The 17,523-nt window shown below is 60.5% G+C and carries 18 protein-coding genes; 13 read left to right on the top strand and 5 right to left on the bottom strand.

Annotation, left to right across the window (positions count from 1 at the left end):
• Nucleotides 1–57 precede the first annotated feature (57 nt).
• The 3 genes from HHJ18_RS06855 (at nucleotide 58) to HHJ18_RS06865 (ending at nucleotide 1,223) form a co-directional block, all read left to right on the top strand.
• Nucleotides 58–708, top strand: a complete 651-nt coding sequence (locus HHJ18_RS06855; RefSeq protein ID WP_296913090.1) for a Crp/Fnr family transcriptional regulator — start codon at nucleotides 58–60, stop codon at nucleotides 706–708.
• 89 nt (nucleotides 709–797) lie between these two features.
• On the top strand, nucleotides 798–995 hold the full coding sequence (locus HHJ18_RS06860; RefSeq protein WP_296913093.1) for a DUF2892 domain-containing protein: 198 nt from the start codon (nucleotides 798–800) through the stop codon (nucleotides 993–995).
• 48 nt (nucleotides 996–1,043) lie between these two features.
• The gene (locus HHJ18_RS06865) at nucleotides 1,044–1,223 is read left to right on the top strand and encodes a hypothetical protein (RefSeq protein ID WP_296913095.1); all 180 of its coding nucleotides are present in this window, start codon (nucleotides 1,044–1,046) and stop codon (nucleotides 1,221–1,223) included.
• Nucleotides 1,224–1,403: 180 nt separating this feature from the next.
• On the opposite strand, the gene HHJ18_RS06870 is transcribed toward HHJ18_RS06865, so the two are convergent.
• Nucleotides 1,404–2,075 (bottom strand): glutathione S-transferase, encoded by a 672-nt coding sequence (locus HHJ18_RS06870; RefSeq protein WP_296913097.1) that lies wholly within the window; start codon nucleotides 2,073–2,075, stop codon nucleotides 1,404–1,406.
• Nucleotides 2,076–2,201: 126 nt separating this feature from the next.
• Between HHJ18_RS06870 and HHJ18_RS06875 the strand changes: the two genes are divergently transcribed.
• The 7 genes from HHJ18_RS06875 (at nucleotide 2,202) to HHJ18_RS06905 (ending at nucleotide 8,248) form a co-directional block, all read left to right on the top strand.
• Nucleotides 2,202–3,062 (top strand): 3',5'-nucleoside bisphosphate phosphatase, encoded by an 861-nt coding sequence (locus HHJ18_RS06875; protein WP_296913100.1) that lies wholly within the window; start codon nucleotides 2,202–2,204, stop codon nucleotides 3,060–3,062.
• A complete protein-coding gene (locus tag HHJ18_RS06880) occupies nucleotides 3,059–3,976 on the top strand; it encodes a DMT family transporter (RefSeq protein WP_296913103.1) in 918 nt (305 codons plus the stop codon). Before HHJ18_RS06875 ends, HHJ18_RS06880 begins: the two co-directional genes overlap by 4 nt.
• Before the next feature lie 46 nt (nucleotides 3,977–4,022).
• The gene (locus tag HHJ18_RS06885) at nucleotides 4,023–4,658 is read left to right on the top strand and encodes an L-threonylcarbamoyladenylate synthase (RefSeq protein WP_296913106.1); all 636 of its coding nucleotides are present in this window, start codon (nucleotides 4,023–4,025) and stop codon (nucleotides 4,656–4,658) included.
• A 45-nt stretch (nucleotides 4,659–4,703) separates the two neighbouring features.
• Nucleotides 4,704–5,372, top strand: coding sequence for a site-2 protease family protein (locus HHJ18_RS06890; protein ID WP_296913109.1), 669 nt, complete (start codon nucleotides 4,704–4,706; stop codon nucleotides 5,370–5,372).
• 65 nt (nucleotides 5,373–5,437) lie between these two features.
• Complete coding sequence (locus tag HHJ18_RS06895) at nucleotides 5,438–6,742, top strand: tryptophan--tRNA ligase (protein ID WP_296913111.1); 1,305 nt, start codon at nucleotides 5,438–5,440, stop codon at nucleotides 6,740–6,742.
• A 192-nt stretch (nucleotides 6,743–6,934) separates the two neighbouring features.
• The gene (locus tag HHJ18_RS06900; protein ID WP_296913114.1) at nucleotides 6,935–7,519 is read left to right on the top strand and encodes a response regulator transcription factor; all 585 of its coding nucleotides are present in this window, start codon (nucleotides 6,935–6,937) and stop codon (nucleotides 7,517–7,519) included.
• Nucleotides 7,520–7,612: 93 nt separating this feature from the next.
• Nucleotides 7,613–8,248 carry a CBS domain-containing protein gene (locus HHJ18_RS06905; RefSeq protein ID WP_296913116.1) on the top strand — a complete coding sequence of 212 codons (636 nt, stop codon included), beginning with the start codon at nucleotides 7,613–7,615 and terminating at the stop codon, nucleotides 8,246–8,248.
• Nucleotides 8,249–8,332: 84 nt separating this feature from the next.
• Here the strand turns inward: HHJ18_RS06905 and HHJ18_RS06910 are convergent, their stop codons facing one another.
• Nucleotides 8,333–9,334 carry a response regulator gene (locus tag HHJ18_RS06910; RefSeq protein WP_296913119.1) on the bottom strand — a complete coding sequence of 334 codons (1,002 nt, stop codon included), beginning with the start codon at nucleotides 9,332–9,334 and terminating at the stop codon, nucleotides 8,333–8,335.
• Nucleotides 9,331–11,214, bottom strand: coding sequence for a HAMP domain-containing sensor histidine kinase (locus tag HHJ18_RS06915; RefSeq protein ID WP_296913122.1), 1,884 nt, complete (start codon nucleotides 11,212–11,214; stop codon nucleotides 9,331–9,333). The genes HHJ18_RS06910 and HHJ18_RS06915 overlap by 4 nt, the downstream gene beginning before the upstream one ends.
• A gap of 473 nt (nucleotides 11,215–11,687) precedes the next feature.
• Between HHJ18_RS06915 and HHJ18_RS06920 the strand changes: the two genes are divergently transcribed.
• From HHJ18_RS06920 to HHJ18_RS06930, 3 genes are read left to right on the top strand one after another with little or no spacing between them, the layout of a single operon-like run.
• A complete protein-coding gene (locus HHJ18_RS06920) occupies nucleotides 11,688–13,043 on the top strand; it encodes an integrase family protein (RefSeq protein ID WP_296913125.1) in 1,356 nt (451 codons plus the stop codon).
• Nucleotides 13,044–13,088: 45 nt separating this feature from the next.
• Nucleotides 13,089–13,334 (top strand): AbrB/MazE/SpoVT family DNA-binding domain-containing protein, encoded by a 246-nt coding sequence (locus HHJ18_RS06925; RefSeq protein ID WP_366558813.1) that lies wholly within the window; start codon nucleotides 13,089–13,091, stop codon nucleotides 13,332–13,334.
• Nucleotides 13,334–13,756, top strand: a complete 423-nt coding sequence (locus HHJ18_RS06930; protein ID WP_296913130.1) for a type II toxin-antitoxin system VapC family toxin — start codon at nucleotides 13,334–13,336, stop codon at nucleotides 13,754–13,756. The genes HHJ18_RS06925 and HHJ18_RS06930 overlap by 1 nt, the downstream gene beginning before the upstream one ends.
• Nucleotides 13,757–14,101: 345 nt before the next feature.
• Here the strand turns inward: HHJ18_RS06930 and HHJ18_RS06935 are convergent, their stop codons facing one another.
• Both HHJ18_RS06935 and HHJ18_RS06940 read right to left on the bottom strand, forming a co-directional pair.
• Nucleotides 14,102–14,797: a hypothetical protein gene (locus tag HHJ18_RS06935; RefSeq protein WP_296913132.1), complete on the bottom strand. Its 696-nt coding sequence runs from the start codon at nucleotides 14,795–14,797 to the stop codon at nucleotides 14,102–14,104.
• Nucleotides 14,798–14,928: 131 nt separating this feature from the next.
• Complete coding sequence (locus HHJ18_RS06940; protein WP_296913135.1) at nucleotides 14,929–17,073, bottom strand: YjbH domain-containing protein; 2,145 nt, start codon at nucleotides 17,071–17,073, stop codon at nucleotides 14,929–14,931.
• Nucleotides 17,074–17,523: the final 450 nt, after the last annotated feature.

Here is a 17,523-nt window from a genome sequence, read left to right on the forward strand (position 1 = left end):
CGCTAGCAGCTATTTAATTCATAGCAATCAGCCAACCATCAAGACAAGGACCACCGCATGACCGACCCCTTCGCGCTCTACCCCGCCCTGGCGCACGTCGTTCCCGCGCTGGCCGAGCTGGGGCCGACGGTGGGTCCGCTCAGCGTGCCGGCGGGCAGCGTGCTGTTTGACGAAAACGCACCCTGCCAGGGCTTTCCGCTGCTGCTGGCCGGCGAGATCAAGGTGTCGCGCCATTCCAGCGACGGGCGTTCGCTGGAGCTGTACCGCGTGGTGCCCGGCGAGCTGTGCCTGGTTTCCAGCGCCTGCCTGTTTCGCAGCCAGCCGCTGTCGGCCCACGGCGTGACCACCAAGGCGACCACGCTGCTGATGATTGCGCCGCCGGTGTTCAACCAGTGGCTGGAAACGCCAGCTTTTCGCAATGAGGTGCTGGGCCTGTTCGCCGAACGCATGGCCGACCTGACGGGGCTGATCGATGCGGTGGCCTTTCACCGGCTGGACCAACGCCTGGCCGCCGCACTGCTGGGCCGTGGCCAGCAACTCACCATCACGCACCAGGCGCTGGCCGATGAGCTGGGCACCGTGCGCGAAATCGTCTCGCGGTTGCTGCGCCGCTTTGAGCGCGAAGGCTGGGTGACGCTGTCGCGCGAACGCATTCACATCAGCGACAGCGCCGCGCTGCGCGCCTTGGCCGCCACGCTGCCGGCCTGAACGCGGCGCTGGGTGACTCAGGTCACAGACCCCCCGGCGGAGGCAAGCGTCCAATCGAGTCATCAATCACTTCACCCAAGGAAATAGCCATGAAATCCAATGAAGGCGGCATCGACCGCATGCTGCGCATCGTCCTCGGCCTGGTGCTGATCGGCCTGGCCGCCACCGGCACGGTCGGCCTGTGGGGCTGGATCGGCATCGTGCCGCTGGCCACCGGTCTGATCGGCTGGTGCCCGCTTTACGCCATGCTGGGCTTGAACAGCTGCCCCCTGAAGAGCCGGGCCTGAGGCAGCCCGCGCCCCGGCGCTAGCGCATTTGTCCGAATTTGTCTGACGATGCCTGCGCCGGGCCGCCTACAGCCGGGCGCCAACACGGCGGCAAAGATCAAGATTCAGAAGGCGCTCACTTCGACGCGTCAATCCTTGCCAGAGGGGAAAAGCATGAACTCCATCATTTACATCGTCGGCCTGGTCGTCATTATTGGCGTCATCCTGTCTTACTTCGGCTTTCGCTGAGGCGGCGCGAAGGCTGCCAAGCGCCAGACGCCGGCAGCCAAGTAAAGCCATCGCTGTGCGCTCGCGGGCAAGCGCTGACTTGCTAAAAGCTATCAAATAGATAGCTGTTTGCGCCCGTATTCATTGGGCTAGAGGCTTAAAACACACCCGAAACGGCGTAAAACCGCGCAGAGTGAGCGTTCATTTCATCAACGCATACTCTCCGCCGCGGCCCAATGCCCGCTGGTAAGCCGGCCGTTCACGAATGCGCTTGAGGAAATCCATCAACTTCGGCCGGCTCGCATCCAGCCCACCGCGCGCTGCGGCGGCTTCCAGCACAAAGCTCAGTTGAACGTCTGCGCCGCTGAACGCATCGCCGGCGAACCAGCCGCTTTGGCCGAGTTCGCTTTCGAGGTAGTCCAGGTGCTGCTTGAGTTGCGGCTCGATAAAGCTGCTTTTGACCTTGGCGGAAATCCCCTTGGCAATCGGCTTGACAAAAAACGGCATGGGCGCGCTCTCGATGCGGTCGAACACCAGCTTAAGTAGTAAGGGCGTCATGGCCGAGCCTTCGGCGTAGTGCAACCAGTAGTTGTAGCGCAGCCGCGCCGGCGTGCCGGCAGCAGGGGCAAAGCCGCCAGCGCCGTAGCGCTCTATCAGATAGTCGATGATGGCGCCGGACTCTGCCAAGGTCAGCTCGCCATCGGTGATCACCGGCGACTTGCCCAGCGGGTGCACCGCGCGCAACGAGGCCGGCGCCAGCATGGTTTTGGGGTCGCGCTGGTAGCGTTTAATTTCGTAGTCCAGGCCAAGCTCTTCGAGCAGCCAGACAATGCGTTGCGAGCGCGAGTTGTTGAGGTGGTGAACGGTGATCATGGGCGCTCCGCCAAGGTTAATTCAGCCAGTCTGAAGAGCAATGGTAGGCTATGGCGCTGCCAACGCCTGTCCCGACGCCGCAGCGCGCGGGCCACGGCCGCAGATCAGAAAGCCTAAAATGCCTGGGTGACTTCCAAAACCATACTGAACGCTGACCTGCACTGCCACTCTGTAGTGTCGGACGGCACACTGAGCCCGGAGGCGCTGGCTGAACGCGCCAAAAGTAACGGCGTCGAATTGTGGGCATTGACCGACCACGACGAGATTGGCGGCCAGCGGCGCGCCGCCGCCGCGGCCAAGGCGCACGACCTGCGCTACCTGAGCGGAGTCGAGGTCTCCGTCACCTTTGCCGGCCAGACCGTGCACATCGTCGGCCTGGGCTTTGACGCCGAGGATACCGCGCTGCAACAAGGCCTGCACGACACGCGCGGCGGCCGCCAGCAACGCGCCATGGACATGTCCGAGTCGCTGGCCAAGGCCGGCATTCAGGGCGCTTATGTGGGCGCGCTGAAGTTTGTCGGCAATCCCGAACTGATTTCACGCACCCACTTTGCCCGCTTTCTAGTTGAAGCGGGTGTCTGTCGCGACACCAACGAAGTATTTCGCAAGTATCTGACCGAAGGCAAGCCCGGCTATGTGCCGCACCGCTGGGCCACGCTGCGCGACGCCGTGTACTGGATCACGCAGGCCAGCGGCATCGCGGTGATTGCCCACCCCGGGCGCTATAAATTCACGCCCAATGAAGAGTACGCGCTGTTTACCGAATTCAAGTCGCATGGCGGTCAGGCGGTGGAAGTTGTGACCGGCAGCCACACGCCGCATGAATACCTGAAGTACGCCGAAACAGCCAAGGAGTTCGATCTGGCTGCATCGCGCGGCAGCGACTTTCACAGCCCCGACGAAAGCCACACCGAGCTGGGCACCTTGCCGTTTTTACCGGACACGCTGACCCCGGTATGGGAACTGCTGGCTGACCGCATCCAGTGAGTACAGCAGGTAGTGCCCGCTCGAGCAGCCGGGCCAGTGCGCTTACAGGCATCGCCCTGCTGGTGGCCGCGCTGGCCTGCTTCGCGGTGCTGGACACCACCACCAAATTCGTCTCGCTGAGCGTTCCGCTGCTGATGGCACTGTGGTTTCGCTACGCCTTCCAGGCCATAGCCACCACCGTGACAGTGCTGCCGCGCCGCGGCTGGTCGCTGCTGCGCACGGCGCACCCGAAGTTCCAGTGCCTGCGCGGCGTGCTGCTGCTCGCGAGCAGCGCACTGGCGTTTTTCAGCCTGCGTTACATGCCAGTGGGCGAGTTCACCGCCATCGTCATGATCACCCCGCTGGTCATCACGCTGCTGGCTGCGCTGACGCTGGGCGAGCGCGTTTCGGCGCTGCGCTGGGCACTCGTGACGGGTGGCTTTGCCGGCACGCTGATCATCATCCGCCCCGGCGGCGAGCGCTTTGACTGGAGCATGCTGCTGCCGCTTGGCCTGGTGGTGACAAATGCCTGGTTCCAGATTCTGACCAGCCGGTTGGCCCGCACCGAAGACCCGTTCACCATGCATTTTTATACCGGTTGGGTCGGCATGCTGCTGGCCTCCATCGCCCTGCCTTTTGTCTGGACCGCGCTGGACTCGTGGACGCTGTGGGCCAGCCTGGTCCTGATGGGTTTGATGGCCACCGTGGGGCATTTCATGATGATTCTGGCCTATGCGCGGGCGCCGGTAGCGACGCTCACGCCCTTCCTGTATGCCCAGATCGGCTTTGCCATGATAGGTGGCTGGCTGGCGTTCTCGCATGTGCCCGATGACTGGGCCTTGCTGGGCATTGCGCTGGTCGCGCTGTGCGGCGCGGCCGGCGCCTGGCTTACTGTGCGCGAGAGCCGGATAATGATCGAACCGACGGAATCCTGAAGCGATTTCAGCAACCCAGACCTTCCCGAAACCCTAAAACCTTTGTATGGCCCAGCTTTTTGAGATTCATCCTGACAATCCTCCGGCACGCCTGCTCGGCCAGGCGGTAGAGCTGATACAGCGCGGCGGCATTGCGGCCGTGCCAACGGACTCCAGCTACGCGCTGGTCTGCCAGCTGGACGACAAGGCGGCAGCCGACCGATTGCGGCGCATCCGCGGCGTCGACGACAAGCACCACCTCACGCTGTTGTGCCGCGACCTGAGCGAGCTGGCCAATTACGCGCGCGTCGACAACAAGCAGTACCGCCTGCTCAAAGCGGCCACGCCCGGACCCTACACATTCATCCTTGAGGCCAGCAAGGAAGTGCCGCGCCGCATCAGCCACCCGTCACGCAAGACCATCGGCCTGCGCGTGCCCGATCACAAAGCCTTGCATGCGCTGCTGGAGCTGCATGGCGGCCCGCTGCTGGCCACCACGCTGATTCCGCGCGGTGAAACCGAAGCGCTCAGCGACCCGCAAGAGATTCGCGACCAGCTCGAAAGCGAACTGGCCGCCGTGATTGACGCCGGCGCCTGCCACAAGGAGCCGACCACCGTGATTGACCTGACGCCCATGGCCGATGGCGGTGACCCGATAGTGATACGGCAAGGCCGCGGCAGCCTGGCCGCACTGGGCCTGTAAAGCCGGGACGGACGGCGGACTTACAGCGTCTGAGACAATCCGGGCATGGATATAGCCAACCTGATTCAAACCGTCGCCATTTATGCACTGCCCGTGTTGTTCGCCATCACGATTCACGAGGCCGCGCACGGCTACGCGGCTCGCCATTTTGGCGACAATACTGCTTACGCGATGGGCCGCATCACGCTGAACCCGCTCAAGCACATAGACCCTATCGGCACCATCGCGATGCCGCTGCTGCTGTATTTCGCCACGTCCGGCGCTTTTCTGTTTGGCTACGCCAAGCCGGTGCCGGTCAATTTCGGCGCGCTGCGCAACCCCAAGCGCGACATGATCTGGGTGGCGCTGGCCGGCCCGGCGTCGAACTTTGCCCAGGCCCTGCTCTGGGCCGTGGCACTGCTGGTTTTGGCGGCGCTGGGTACGCAAGAGCCTTTTTTCATCAAAATGGCGCAGGCCGGCATTCTGGTCAATCTGGTGATGTGGGCCTTCAACCTGTTCCCCTTGCCGCCGCTGGACGGTGGCCGCATTCTGGTCGGCCTGCTGCCATGGAAACAAGCGCAGTGGGTGCAGCGCGTTGAACCCTGGGGCTTCTTCGTCGTGATGGCGCTGGTGATCGCCGGCGTGGTCGGCACGCTGTGGCTGCGCCCGCTCATGACGCTAGGCTACGCCGTGATCAATACCCTGATGGCGCCCGTGCTGTCGCTGCTTCGTTAAGCTGCCACGCGCTGCCGTCGCCCGTCCTCGCCCGTCATTTACCCTTTCCAGCCGACATTTCACGTATGAGCCCTCCATCTCCCCAACGTTTTCTGACCGGCATCACTACCACCGGCACGCCGCACCTGGGCAACTTCGTGGGCTCCATCCGCCCCTCGGTGGCAGCCAGCCGCCTGCCCGGCGTGCAAAGCTTTTACTTTTTAGCCGACTACCACGCACTGATCAAATGCGACGATGCGGCGCGCATCCAGCGCTCGACGCTGGAAATCGCGGCCAGCTGGCTGGCAGCCGGGCTGGACCCGGAACGCGTGATGTTTTACCGCCAGTCCGACATCCCTGAAATTCCCGAGCTCACCTGGCTGTTGACCTGCGTCACCGGCAAGGGCCAGTTGAACCGGGCGCATGCCTACAAGGCGGCGGTCGACAAGAACGAAACGGCCGGCCACGACCCCGATGCCGACGTCAGCGCCGGCCTGTTCATGTACCCGGTGCTAATGGGCGCCGACATCCTGATGTTCAAGGCGCACAAAGTGCCGGTCGGGCGTGACCAGATCCAGCACATCGAGATGGCGCGCGACATGGCGCAGCGCTTTAACCACCTCTATGGCGATCATTTCGTGCTGCCCGAGGCGGCGATCGAGGAATCCGTGGCGCTGCTGCCCGGCCTGGATGGCCGCAAGATGAGCAAGAGCTACGACAACACGATTCCCCTGTTCACGCCGCCGGACCAGCTGCGCAAGCTGATTGCCGGCATCGTGACTGACTCGCGCGCGCCCGGCGAAGCTAAGGAGGTCGAAGGCTCGGCGCTGTTCCAGATTTACCAGGCCTTTGCCGACGCCCCCGAGACCGCCGCGCTGCGCCAGGCCTACGCCGACGGCATCGCCTGGGGCGACGCCAAACAGCGGTTGTTCGAGCGCATTGACCAAGAGGTGGCGCCCATGCGCGAGCGTTACCACGCGCTCATCAGCGATCCCGGCGAAATCGAAAGCTTGTTGCAGGCGGGCGCCGAGAAAGCCCGCGCCGTAGCCACGCCTTTCCTGCGCGAGTTGCGTCAGGCCGTCGGACTGCGCAGCCTGAGCACGCTGCCTGCCGTGGCTCAAAAAAGCAAAAGCAGCAAAAGCACGGCACCATCCTTCAAGCAATACCGCGAAAACGATGGCAAGTTTTATTTCAAGCTGCTCGACGCTGATGCCAGGCTGCTGCTGCAAAGCCACGGCTTTGACTCGCCCCGCGAGGCGGCGCTGACCGTTTCCATGCTGCAAAAAGAAGGCGCTGCCGCACTGGCCGGGCTACAAGACAAGCTGGTAGCTGCGCCCGACCGTTTGGCAGTTGAACTGGCTTTGCAATTCTTTTCATCTATGAAAACCTAAACCGCAGTTGTGGCCATCAAGTCAAGCTGTAAAGCTGCGAAGCTGGCCAGACCATTAGACTTATTAGCTGAGACTTGTCGTAAGTCAAATAGAGGAACAATTACTGTTATTCACTATTTTTCTACGTGCTAAAGTTATCTTGTAGCAGTTATGCTTGACAAATTCCAGAAACAATTTGTCAGTACTAATCCCATGAGTATTTTTGTAATAGACGACCATCCCCTGATGCGTGAGGCCGTCGTCATGCTGATACGCCGCCTGAGCAGCAAGGCTGTCGTAACCGAGCTCGACCGACTTGCCGCCGTCATGCCTGCAGTGCAGGAGCATGGTGTGCCTGAGCTGATCTGTTTGGACCTGAAACTGCCCGACACCAACGGCGTGTCGGGAGTTCGGGAACTCAAGCAACATTTTCCCGATGTTCCACTCGTGGTCCTCTCGGCCTCATCTGCGCAGGACTATGAAGACCTGTCCATCGAAGCAGGGGCCGATGCCTACATCCAGAAGTCGGCAGGCGCCACCGAGATATCCAACATGCTGCGCGTGTTCCTGAGCGAAGATCTCCAGCTGGAGTCTCTGGCGCCCACTGAAAAACTGTCCAAACGCCAGAAACAACTGTTGGTGATGCTAGACCGGGGCATGAGCAACCGGGATATCGCCGAAGAACTGCAAATCAGCGAGCACACCGTCAAAGTGCATCTGTGGCGGCTATTCCGGCGTCTCAACGTCAAAAGCCGTTCACAGGCAAGCCACCTCGCCCGCACCCAGGGCCTCCTGTAGGCACGCAAGCTTCGTCCGGCCACACAGTTTTGCTCACAGGATGCTTTGCCGCGCAACGAAGCAGAGATGAACTGATAACAACCGGGAAAGACCATGTCAATCAAATCCGATACAGCTTTCAAGCCCCAGTTGCTGTCGATGTTGCAGCCCGGCACCGGCTTTATCAGGCCCTACTTCTATTCGCCGAACCCGGTTGAGATCACTTCGTACGCACTGGAGGTGATGACGGATCTACAGTTTGTGCCTGCCGCGACCACTCACGCCGAGGTCAGTGTCGCAACCGCTTCGCAGAAGATGATTGCGCGGGGCGTGCGACAGCTTCTTGTTGTGGACAGTGAAGACGATGTCACCGGCTTGATCACGGCGCGCGATCTGGCCGGTCGCCGGGTAGAAGAGGCCTTGCACGCGACTGGCGGCAGCCTGGAGCAACTGAAAGTCCGCGACGTCATGACCAGTGAGGTGGAGGTCATTGCGCTGGAAGCGGTTCTTCACGCGCGCGTTGGCGACATTATCGAAACACTCAAGCATTCCGGCCGGCAGCATGCACTGGTGCTCGACGCGGCGCCGTTCACCGGCAAGCCAATGATCCGCGGTCTTTTCTCTGCCTCGCAGATTGCAAGGCAGTTGGGAATCATTTCCGAACAGAACGATTTGTCGCAGACCTTCACACAAATTGATCAGACCATCAGCGAGCGGCAAGGCAAATCAGCGCCGGCTCCCACGGTTTGACGGCCATAGCCCTGCGTTCATGAGATAAAGGGCGACGTAGTGCCTGCCAGATCAGCGCCGGAAGACGGGATTGTCACTGGCGCATTAGTGCGGCAAGCGACGGCCCAACATTCGCTTCAATGATCCGCCAATGCGCTGCAGCAGGCTGCCTCCCGCCACTGCAGCAACGCTGGTTGCGGACCACTGAATGGTGTTGAGCATGTCCTGCCGCACCTCTGCAGACACGCTCTCGACCGCGTGCCGCTTTGCCGCATCGGGGCTGGCGCGGAGTTGTCTGCGTTTCAGCGCAGCCGCCATCAAGGCCTGTTTCAGCGTCACCATCTTCACCGGCTTCGGGATGAAGCGGAAAATCTGGCCCTCGTTGATCAGCGTGATCACATCCACTGCATCCGCTGTGGCGGTATAAACCACCGTGACGATTTCAGGGTGCTCGTGCTTGAGCACCTTGAGCATCGTCGTGGTGTCCAGATTGGACACCCGAGTATCCGACACGATGATGCCAACATTCTGCTCGTCGAAGATGGCAACGGCCTCGGCCAGCGAAGTGGCATGGGCGACCTTGACCCCGCTTCCGAGCGCCAGCGCAATCAGTTGCCCCATCATCGGGTCGTCGTCAATCAGCAGTATGGTTTCCTCGCGGATATCGAGCTCGCTGTCGTCGTCGCCGCCCGGCAACGATTCGGCCAGCTGGCTTTTTGCAATGCTGGCTGCATCGGCGATGATCTTAGGCAGTTCCTTGATGTTCCACGGCTTGTTGACAAAACGAAATACCTCGCCGTCGTTGACTGAGCGCAGGATCGCCGGCAGGTCCGAATAGCCGGTGAGCAGGATGCGCATCGCGCGCGGAGAGATCCTGCGCGCCTCGTGCAGAAACTCGGAACCCATCATGCCGGGCATGCGCTGATCGCTGACGATCACGTCGAAGTCGTTCGTCTCTAGCAAGGCCAGCGCCTCATTGCCGCTGGCCGCTGTCTTGACGTCGAATTGTTTTTTCAGCAGCCACTGGAGCGAACGCAAGATGCTCGGCTCATCATCGACGCAGAGCACCTGCCCGAGTTTTTCTGGAGTGCGGACTGCTTCCATCATGCGTAGGCCCCTGACGTTTCAATGGCTTGCGTGGCGGCGTCCAGCGTGACCGGCAGAAACACGGTAAAAGTCGAGCCCTTGCCGAATTCGGTCGCGACCTTGATTTCACCGCCGTGCTCCTGCACGATGCTGAGCGCAATGGCCAGCCCCAGCCCGGTACCCTCGGAGGCCGCCTTGGTGGTGTAGTAGTTGTCGAAAATGTGCGGTAGCACCTCGGGCGCAATACCCGATCCGTTGTCGCTCACATCCACCCGAATGCGATCGTTCTCGACACAGCTGAACACCGTCACGGTGCCGTGATCCGCAACAATCGACTGGGACGCGTTATTGATCAGATTGAGGAACACCTGGTTGAGCTGCGACGCATTGCACTCTATTTTTGGCAGCGTACCGAAGGCCTCGACCAACTCGATATGGGTCGGAATCACGCTGCGGGCGATGTAGATCACGTTGTGCAAGCCCTTGTTGATGTCAAACTCGGCGGTTTTGCTGCGGTCCAGGCGCGTGAAGTCGCGCAGGTTCTCGACCATCTCGCGCATCTGGCTGATGCCCAGCAGCGTGTCGCCCAGCATCTCCAGCGGCATCGACACATCCAGATCATCTTCGTCAATTGCCGTGATCTGGGCCCGCACCTTGGTGACGTTGAGTTTGACGCAGTCTGCATCGGTGCTTTTGACCAGTTGGGTCAACTTGCCGGCAACCTTCAGTGGCAGGCTGAAGTTGTTTAGCACGTCAATCACCATACTGACATTGTTGTGCGAGAACGCGAGCGGCGTGTTGAGCTGGTGCGCCACACCCGCGACCATCTGGCCGAGCGATGCCATTTTTTCGGACTGCGCGAGTTGTTGCTGCACATGCTCGCGCTCGCTTCCCTGCTGCACCAGAATGCGGTCGGCGCGGCGCACAATCGCGTACAGCGCAGCAAACAAAATGGCAAGCAAACCGATCACGATCAGCAGCGTGGTCCGGCTCGAGGCCTCGACCCTCGACTGGTTCGTGATGGCGACCGCCTCGACGTCGGACTGGTAATCGTCGGACGCTTTGCGAATCTGTACCGAGGTGGCCTTGATCTGATCAAGGAACGGGGTCACATCCGAGTAGACCTCGAACACACCAACGATTTTGCTGGTGCCGGGCTCCAGCACCGGCAAGTAGCTGCCGATCAAATCGCGGTTTTCAACAACGCCTTCAAAGGCACTGAATTTGCCGCGAAATGTCAATTCGCTGGACGGCTTGCCGTCGAGCGCCGCGGACTTCCAGCCGGCATTGGTGATCTTGTCCTCGCCCATCTGGGCGTGCTCTGACGAGTACACCGTGATGCCGCGCAAATCGAACACCTTGATCTTGAACACGGACGTCTTCTTCATCGCATCAAAGACCTTGGCGTTCAGCGCTGGAAAGTCCTTGAACGCAGCCAGCTGCTGGCCGACCTCGGTAAAACACGCCTTTTTCTCGCCGGGCGGCTTCATCTTGCCGTCCGTCGGGTCCTTCACGTCGGCAATGGCGCGGCACCGGTCGACCGAAATGGCTTGCGCCCGCGCAACGTAAGGTGCGAAGTCGCGCTCCCACAGCGTGTTGGCAAACAGCCGGGTCAGGTTGACGTTACCGGCTTCATGAATCGACAGCAGATCGCGCCGCGCCGCCGAATCCTGCTGCGTCGCAAAACCTTCCTGCACCTGTTTGAAAAATGCACCCTGCTTTTGCTGCACGCTCTGAAAGAACTTTCCCTGGTCACGCTCAAAGTACGTCAGCGCCAGCGCCACCACGATAAACAGACCAAATCCGGTCAGCGAAAAATAGCGCACCAGTTGAAAGCGAGCATCCGCAACTTTGGCGGACAGCACCGAATTGATTTTTATTTTTTTCTGGGTGCTTGGCATGTAGGGTTTCCTGAAACCGCGAGTTTAAGGTCAAGCAACGGCGCCACCCAAGCAGATTGATGCTTTCTTGAGCTAGATCATTTGCGCCCTGACGCCTGACGCCGAACATGCAACTGCAACTGCAACTGCAACTGCAACTGCAACTGCCTTGCCCCGTGGTGGAGCAAAGGCAGTGGGCAAAGAAAAAGCACCCTGGAAGGCGCTTGATCGTTGACTTACTGGAGGAGAGGGAGGGATTCGAACCCTCGGTACCTTAAGGTACGCCTGATTTCGAGTCGGGCAGAATATAGATTTCGCTATGTTGATCAATGTTGACATAAACTATATAAATCAACAAGTTAGGCTTGTTTTCTCCAGAAATTGCAGCCTGAGTGTTGAAGCGTATTCCCTAAAATTGGGGGTTTTTGGCTACATGGTGGCTACATGGTGGCTACATGGATTGCCCATGTAGCCAAACAACAAGGGGGTGGGTCATGGCCCGACCAAAGAAAAGCGAAGCACCAGATCTAGCCGTGCGGGTAAACCTGACTGTTGGAGCAATCGACCGCCTGACCTGCCCAACAGGCAAGAAGCAGGCGTTTATGCGAGACAGTGAAGCGCCTGGTCTTCGGGTGCGAGTAACCCCTGCCACGGCCCAAAATCCCAAAGGCGTTAAAGCATTCGTGTTCGAGGCGAAGCTGAACCGGCAAACCATTCGCCGCACTATTGGGGACGTTCGAGCATGGAGCATTGAAGCCGCCCGCAATGAGGCGCACCAACTGCGCGTGACCTTGGACAGCGGGACAGACCCGCGAGAGGTTGAGCGCCAGCAACAAGCTGACAAAGCTGTAAAGGCCAGCGCCGCCGCAGCCCATGCCGTGACCGTGGGTGAGGTTTGGGCCGTGTATCTAAAGGCCCGCCGCTTGCACTGGGGCGATCGTCACTACACCGAGCATCTTTTGCTGGTCAAGCCCGGCGGAGTCGCATCCAACCGCGCTGCAGGTGGCGTGACCGCGCCGGGAATACTGCACTCGCTGATGGCCTTGCCCCTGCGTGACTTGACAGCGCCAGTAATCGAATCGTGGGCCGCACGCGAAACACAAACCCGGCCAGCTGCTGCCCGCCTTGCATGGCGATGCCTTAAAGCCTTTCTAAGCTGGTGCTCTGAGCAGCCGGAATATGCGCCCGCGCTGCAATCAGCAAATCCAGCTAAGACAAAGAAGGCCCGCGAGTCTTTGGGGAAATCCGGCGTAAAACAGGATGCACTCCTCAAAGAACAACTACCCGCATGGTTCGACGCGGTGGGCCAACTACAAAACCCGGTGATAGCCGCCTACCTGCAGACCTTATTGTTGACCGGTGCAAGGGCTGGCGAGGTGCTGGGTTTGCGCTGGGATGACATAAACACGAAATGGCGCGGGTTGACTATTCGAGACAAAGTGGAGGGAACGCGCGTTATCCCATTTACGCCCTATGTCGCGCACCTACTGGTCGCCCTGCCCCGCCGCAATGAGTTTGTTTTTTCCAGCACCATTGCTGCCGGTGGAACCGTAGTCATACCGCGTAACCCGCATCACGATGCGTGCAAGGTGGCTGGCATTGACGACCTAACAATTCACGGCCTGCGCCGTTCGTTTAAGTCCCTGACAGAGTGGTTAGAGATTCCCGCCGGGGTGGTGGCTCAAATCATGGGCCACAAGCCAAGCGCCACAGCTGAAAAACACTACACCGTGCGTCCGCTTGACCTGCTGCGAATTCACCATGAAAAAATTGAAGCGTGGATTCTGGAGCAAGCCGGGATTGTGTTCGATGCCAAGGTCGCGCCCGGCAAGTTGCGCGTTGCTTCATAAATCCCTAAAATGTAGACACTTCAACGTATATCCAAAACCATCATGATGAATCTACAGATTGCCAAATGGGGAAACAGCCTTGCTGTGCGCATCCCTGCTGACTATGTGCGCCAAATTGGCGTCAAAGAAGGCGACCAGCTGCAAGCCCATCTAAGCGCTGATGGCGCACTTAACTTGCGGCCATCTCTGTGGAACCGCAAATTATTTGCACACGAACTAACCAGCAACACTTTAACGCTGCCCATGGGCATGTCGGTGATGGAACAGCTGCGCCAAGAGGCGCGCTATTGATGTTGTATGTTGATACCAGCGTGTTAGTGGCTCTGTGCACGCATGAGGGCAAGACCGCCGCCGTGGTCAAGTGGTATTCCGATTGCACCGAAGAACTGGCATCTGCTGCCTGGTGCGTCACAGAGTTTGCCAGCGCCATGGGACTCAAGCAGCGCACCGGGCAGCTGACAGAGACCCAGGCGCAAACCGCATGGATGCAGTTTGAACGCATCTGTGCCAACGACCTGCATTTGCTGCCGGTGGAAGTCATGACGTTTCACAGGGCGGCCATGCTAACCATGGATGCAGCCGCAGGCTTGCGTGCGGGCGATGCCTTGCACCTTGCGTCTGCCATGGAGGCCAAGGCACAAGGGATGGTGACCCTGGATGTCGTGTTGGCCAAGAACGCCAAACGGTTCAAAGTGAAGCCGGTCGCGATTTAGCTACATCAAGGTATACGGCGATTCAGGGCCGCGCCAGGTGCACTGTGCACGGGCTGGATTGAAATCGCCATTGATGCCGGGCAAGACATTCCCGCACCGTCGCACATTTGAATGACTGCGCGCAGCCCATCCCTGAATCGAGGGCTAGCTGTGGCCACTGGTAGAGAGTGCCTACGCACAGAACCGGCAGATCGCATGGCTGTTGCTGCACCGCTGAGAGCCGACACTTACCATCGTCTGATTTCTGATTGCCAACTGCTCGGCGCGTTTGAGCGTCAAGTTGTGTTGACATTCGGTTATAAAAAAGCCCGCGCGAGGCGGGCTTTTCGAGAGGTCAGAGGAGGCTCAGCTACCAGCGCCCGTGGCACCCGTGGCGAAAACTGCTCGGATATCGTCAATGGCTGCGGCTACTAGCGCCTTTATCGCGGCCTCTGATGGTAAGCCCGTGACCGTGACGATAAGAGCCTTCAACAGCTTTTCAAGATCGGCGTCGTCGGTTGAGGTCAACGGGTTGGCCGTGAACGCCGTGGATAGAAATCCGGCACTGCTCAAGCTCAGGCTTGGCAGCATCTTTTTCAGCTCCGGAATGAAGTCGCGTGTGATGCGCAGCGTCAGGGCGGGGGTGTCGGCCAGCAGCGCCCGGGTCGTAGCCAAGGCAAACCAGCTTTCTGGGCTTGTGTTGTCCTCCATGCCGGGAACGCTGCGCAGATAGCGCACCAGCATGTTGGTCATGGGCGTGATGTTGCCTGTTTGCGTCGCGCCAGAGCCGCTGGTGACCGAGTACAGCGTGGTAGCGCCGGCCGTGATGGACAGCAGGCAAGGGCCGACGCCGTTGTTGATCAGAACCGTGAACGAACCGTCCGAGTTCGAGGTGCCCGAGCCAGTGCCGGTCTTGCAGGTTGCCGACACGGCGCCAACCAAAGCCTTGCCGGTAGCGGCGGTGCCGTTGAGGGATAAAGTCGATCCGCCACCGAGGCTTCCACCGCCGTCGCCGCCGCAAGCGGCCAGCAAAGCGCTGCCACTCAGAACCAAGCTTGCCAAAACGATTCTGTTTAAACGCATTTCCATCCCTTTACTACAAGTTGTATAAAACGTATCCACTTGATACCCCGGGCTTGATGCTAGCCGATCTGCCCTTGCAGAGTCACCGGCAAACATCAAAAATTGATAAATTAATTAATTTTTTCGCGCGCATACAAGTAAAAAGACTCCCGCATGCGCTGCACTTGGCTCTTGATGTAGTCCGGCGCGATGCGGCCCGAGTTGAGCAGCTCCACTTCGGGCTTGTAATTCAGGTTTACCGGTCGCACGGCCGCGTCGTCCACAAAATTGCCTGTGTTTCCGCCGGTGGTTAGCCGGGTGCGGATCGACTGCGCATAACGCGGGGTGCCAGTGATCTGCAGCGGGCCGGCTCCCATGGCTTGGCGCGGTCCCAGCGGCAGGCTCAGCTCCAGCCCCACAAAGGTGTTGTTGCCGCCCTTGCGCGCAAACAACTGCACTGCCACATCACTAAACCATCGCGTAAAGGTCAAGGCCGGGCCTGTTGAGCGGTCGGTGTACTGCTGGTAGCCGGCCTCAATCCAGGTCTGGGGGTTGAACCTCCAGCGGTACGAAGCCGCATAGGCCTCTTCGATACGAGGCAGCACGTCGGCCTGGTGCCGCATATAGCTGCCCTTCAGGTGCAGCGTGTCGTCGTTCCAAGGCAGGAACATGATGGACTCGCCCTCGGCCCCGCGGTCGTCGTAGTTATACCGCCCTGCCCCAACGCTGGTGAACAAGCGCGGCCCGAGCCAAAAAGACTGCTGCAGCGCCACCGTTTTCAGGCCATTGCGGTGCAGCGAGCTGGCAAACACCCGCCCCGGCTCGACGTTGTCGCTATGAGCTAGACGCTGCACCACGTCGGCGTAGACCTCGGCACCCTTCCACAAGCCCACCGTACTGCGCACCTGGGCCGCCAGCGAATAGTCGAAAGCACCATACTCCGTGCCCAGCGTGTAATTGAGCAGGGGTTTGAGCTCCATACGCAGCCAGGTCCGGCGGCGCCCGGCCCCGGCCTCGCCTGCGGCCCACTGCACAGCGGCATAGCCCGGCAGCCGCCCAAAACCCAGCGTGTCCTGCACGCGCGCAGCATCGCCATCACGCAGAAAGCTGCGGTATGCCGCCACCTCGACCGAGGTTTCAGACACCACCAGCCCGGCCTTGCGCGTGATCGCATGCGCGCGCACCGTGCCCGCTGGCGCGTACTCGGCCGCCAGCCCCAGCACCACGCCCAGGGCATCGGCCTCGTTGTGCAGATAGCGGTGGTTTTCGTACTCCACCACCAGCTGGTCGCCCAATGTGCCCACGCGCACCCGGTCCAGGCCGGTGGCGCGCAGCGCGCGGGCCAAATCGTCCAGCCGGTCTTGCGCTGTGGCCACCATGACGCCGGTAGCAGGGGCAGCGCCGGCTTGCACCATTGGAGCTAGCGATGGCAAGGGTTTGGCGTCGGCATCGACCCGAGCCTGGCGGGTTTTGTCAGCTGTGCCCAGCGGCACGATCAGCGACACATTAAAACTTGTCGCATCGGCCGCGCGCCCCGCCAGGTTGGTGGCGCCGAATGAGCGCTGCAGTGTGCCCACCAATTGCGCGTCGCCCAGCCAGGGCAGCACCTCCGAGTAGTAGCGCAGGCCGGCGTGGCGCTGCGTGCCATCGGTTTCGGCCAGCAGCGTGGCGCGGCTGCTTCCCAGCTTGAACTCAGCCCCGCCGAATACGCCATCCAGCGCCTTTGCGCCTTTGGCCTGCCCCAGCGCCGGCTTGCCCCGTGCATAGCCCAGCGACCAGCGCAACGGGCCGTATTCATCGCTGGCCACCGCGTACTTTGAGCTGAACAACACTGCGCCACCGCCGATGTCGGTTGCGCCCACGGCCAGCCTGGGCAGGCCGCGCAGCTCAATCGGCAGTTGCCACTTGAGGTTGGCTGAGATGTCGCTGATGCCTCCCGTCAGATTGAACGCGCCGGGCGAGATGGCAAATCGGTTTGAATACTCCGCAAATCGTCCGAAGAGTTCAACCCGGGGCAGCAGGCCAATGCCCATCGAGAAGTTTCGTTGGCGATCGAGCTTGCCAAACTTCGGGTCCTGATAGTTGCCCAGGCTCAGTGCCAAGTCACCCGAACCCAGCACATAAGCCGATGGAATGGTCAGCCCGCCGGTAGCGCCCAGGCTGGCCACGCCCAAGCCTTGCGCCTGCACCGCCGTGACCTGGCACAACGCCAGCCCCAGCACGGTGGTGGCCCATCGGGCGGCGGGCGGGCGTCGGGGATACAGGCCTGCCGACATCTCAGTTACTTTAATTATCATTATTTAGCTATTTGAAACAATCTATGGGCCGTCGCGCGTTATGGGGTGTAGGCGTGCCGATGAGAGGCACATGGCCGATCAGATGGCAGCTGATTGAGGGGTTCTTGCAACACCGGCGGCGGCGATCGGTCCGAAATGCCCGGAACACTAGAGCCCCCCATCCGTTGGTAAAGAAGGGGCCGCTGGTCACTATTAAATTAGTAGCTGCTTGCGCCCGTCAGATATGGGCTGGAAGCTTATTTGATGCTGATTGGTGGCCGGGTGGAGGTGGCTTTTGCTATCGCCTGGGGCGTTCAATAAATTGCCGCCCCGCCCGGCAACTCCCATACACCGCCAGCGTCTGCCTGATCACGATGCGCTCGTCCAACTCCTTGAGCGCACGTTGGCCAGGACCAATGTGAGTGCGTGCTGATACGGCCAGCCTCCGCC

It is taken from the genome of Polaromonas sp. (assembly GCF_012927455.1).
Lineage (GTDB): Bacteria > Pseudomonadota > Gammaproteobacteria > Burkholderiales > Burkholderiaceae_C > Polaromonas.

Coding starts and splice junctions, on each gene's coding strand:
- HHJ18_RS06855 (WP_296913090.1), top strand. CDS start 58: ATGACCGACCCCTTCGCGCTCTACCCCGCCCTGGCGCACGTCGTTCCC.
- HHJ18_RS06860 (WP_296913093.1), top strand. CDS start 798: ATGAAATCCAATGAAGGCGGCATCGACCGCATGCTGCGCATCGTCCTC.
- HHJ18_RS06865 (WP_296913095.1), top strand. CDS start 1,044: ATGCCTGCGCCGGGCCGCCTACAGCCGGGCGCCAACACGGCGGCAAAG.
- HHJ18_RS06870 (WP_296913097.1), bottom strand. CDS start 2,075: ATGATCACCGTTCACCACCTCAACAACTCGCGCTCGCAACGCATTGTC.
- HHJ18_RS06885 (WP_296913106.1), top strand. CDS start 4,023: ATGGCCCAGCTTTTTGAGATTCATCCTGACAATCCTCCGGCACGCCTG.
- HHJ18_RS06890 (WP_296913109.1), top strand. CDS start 4,704: ATGGATATAGCCAACCTGATTCAAACCGTCGCCATTTATGCACTGCCC.
- HHJ18_RS06895 (WP_296913111.1), top strand. CDS start 5,438: ATGAGCCCTCCATCTCCCCAACGTTTTCTGACCGGCATCACTACCACC.
- HHJ18_RS06900 (WP_296913114.1), top strand. CDS start 6,935: ATGAGTATTTTTGTAATAGACGACCATCCCCTGATGCGTGAGGCCGTC.
- HHJ18_RS06905 (WP_296913116.1), top strand. CDS start 7,613: ATGTCAATCAAATCCGATACAGCTTTCAAGCCCCAGTTGCTGTCGATG.
- HHJ18_RS06910 (WP_296913119.1), bottom strand. CDS start 9,334: ATGATGGAAGCAGTCCGCACTCCAGAAAAACTCGGGCAGGTGCTCTGC.
- HHJ18_RS06915 (WP_296913122.1), bottom strand. CDS start 11,214: ATGCCAAGCACCCAGAAAAAAATAAAAATCAATTCGGTGCTGTCCGCC.
- HHJ18_RS06920 (WP_296913125.1), top strand. CDS start 11,688: ATGGCCCGACCAAAGAAAAGCGAAGCACCAGATCTAGCCGTGCGGGTA.
- HHJ18_RS06925 (WP_366558813.1), top strand. CDS start 13,089: ATGAATCTACAGATTGCCAAATGGGGAAACAGCCTTGCTGTGCGCATC.
- HHJ18_RS06930 (WP_296913130.1), top strand. CDS start 13,334: ATGTTGTATGTTGATACCAGCGTGTTAGTGGCTCTGTGCACGCATGAG.
- HHJ18_RS06940 (WP_296913135.1), bottom strand. CDS start 17,073: ATGTCGGCAGGCCTGTATCCCCGACGCCCGCCCGCCGCCCGATGGGCC.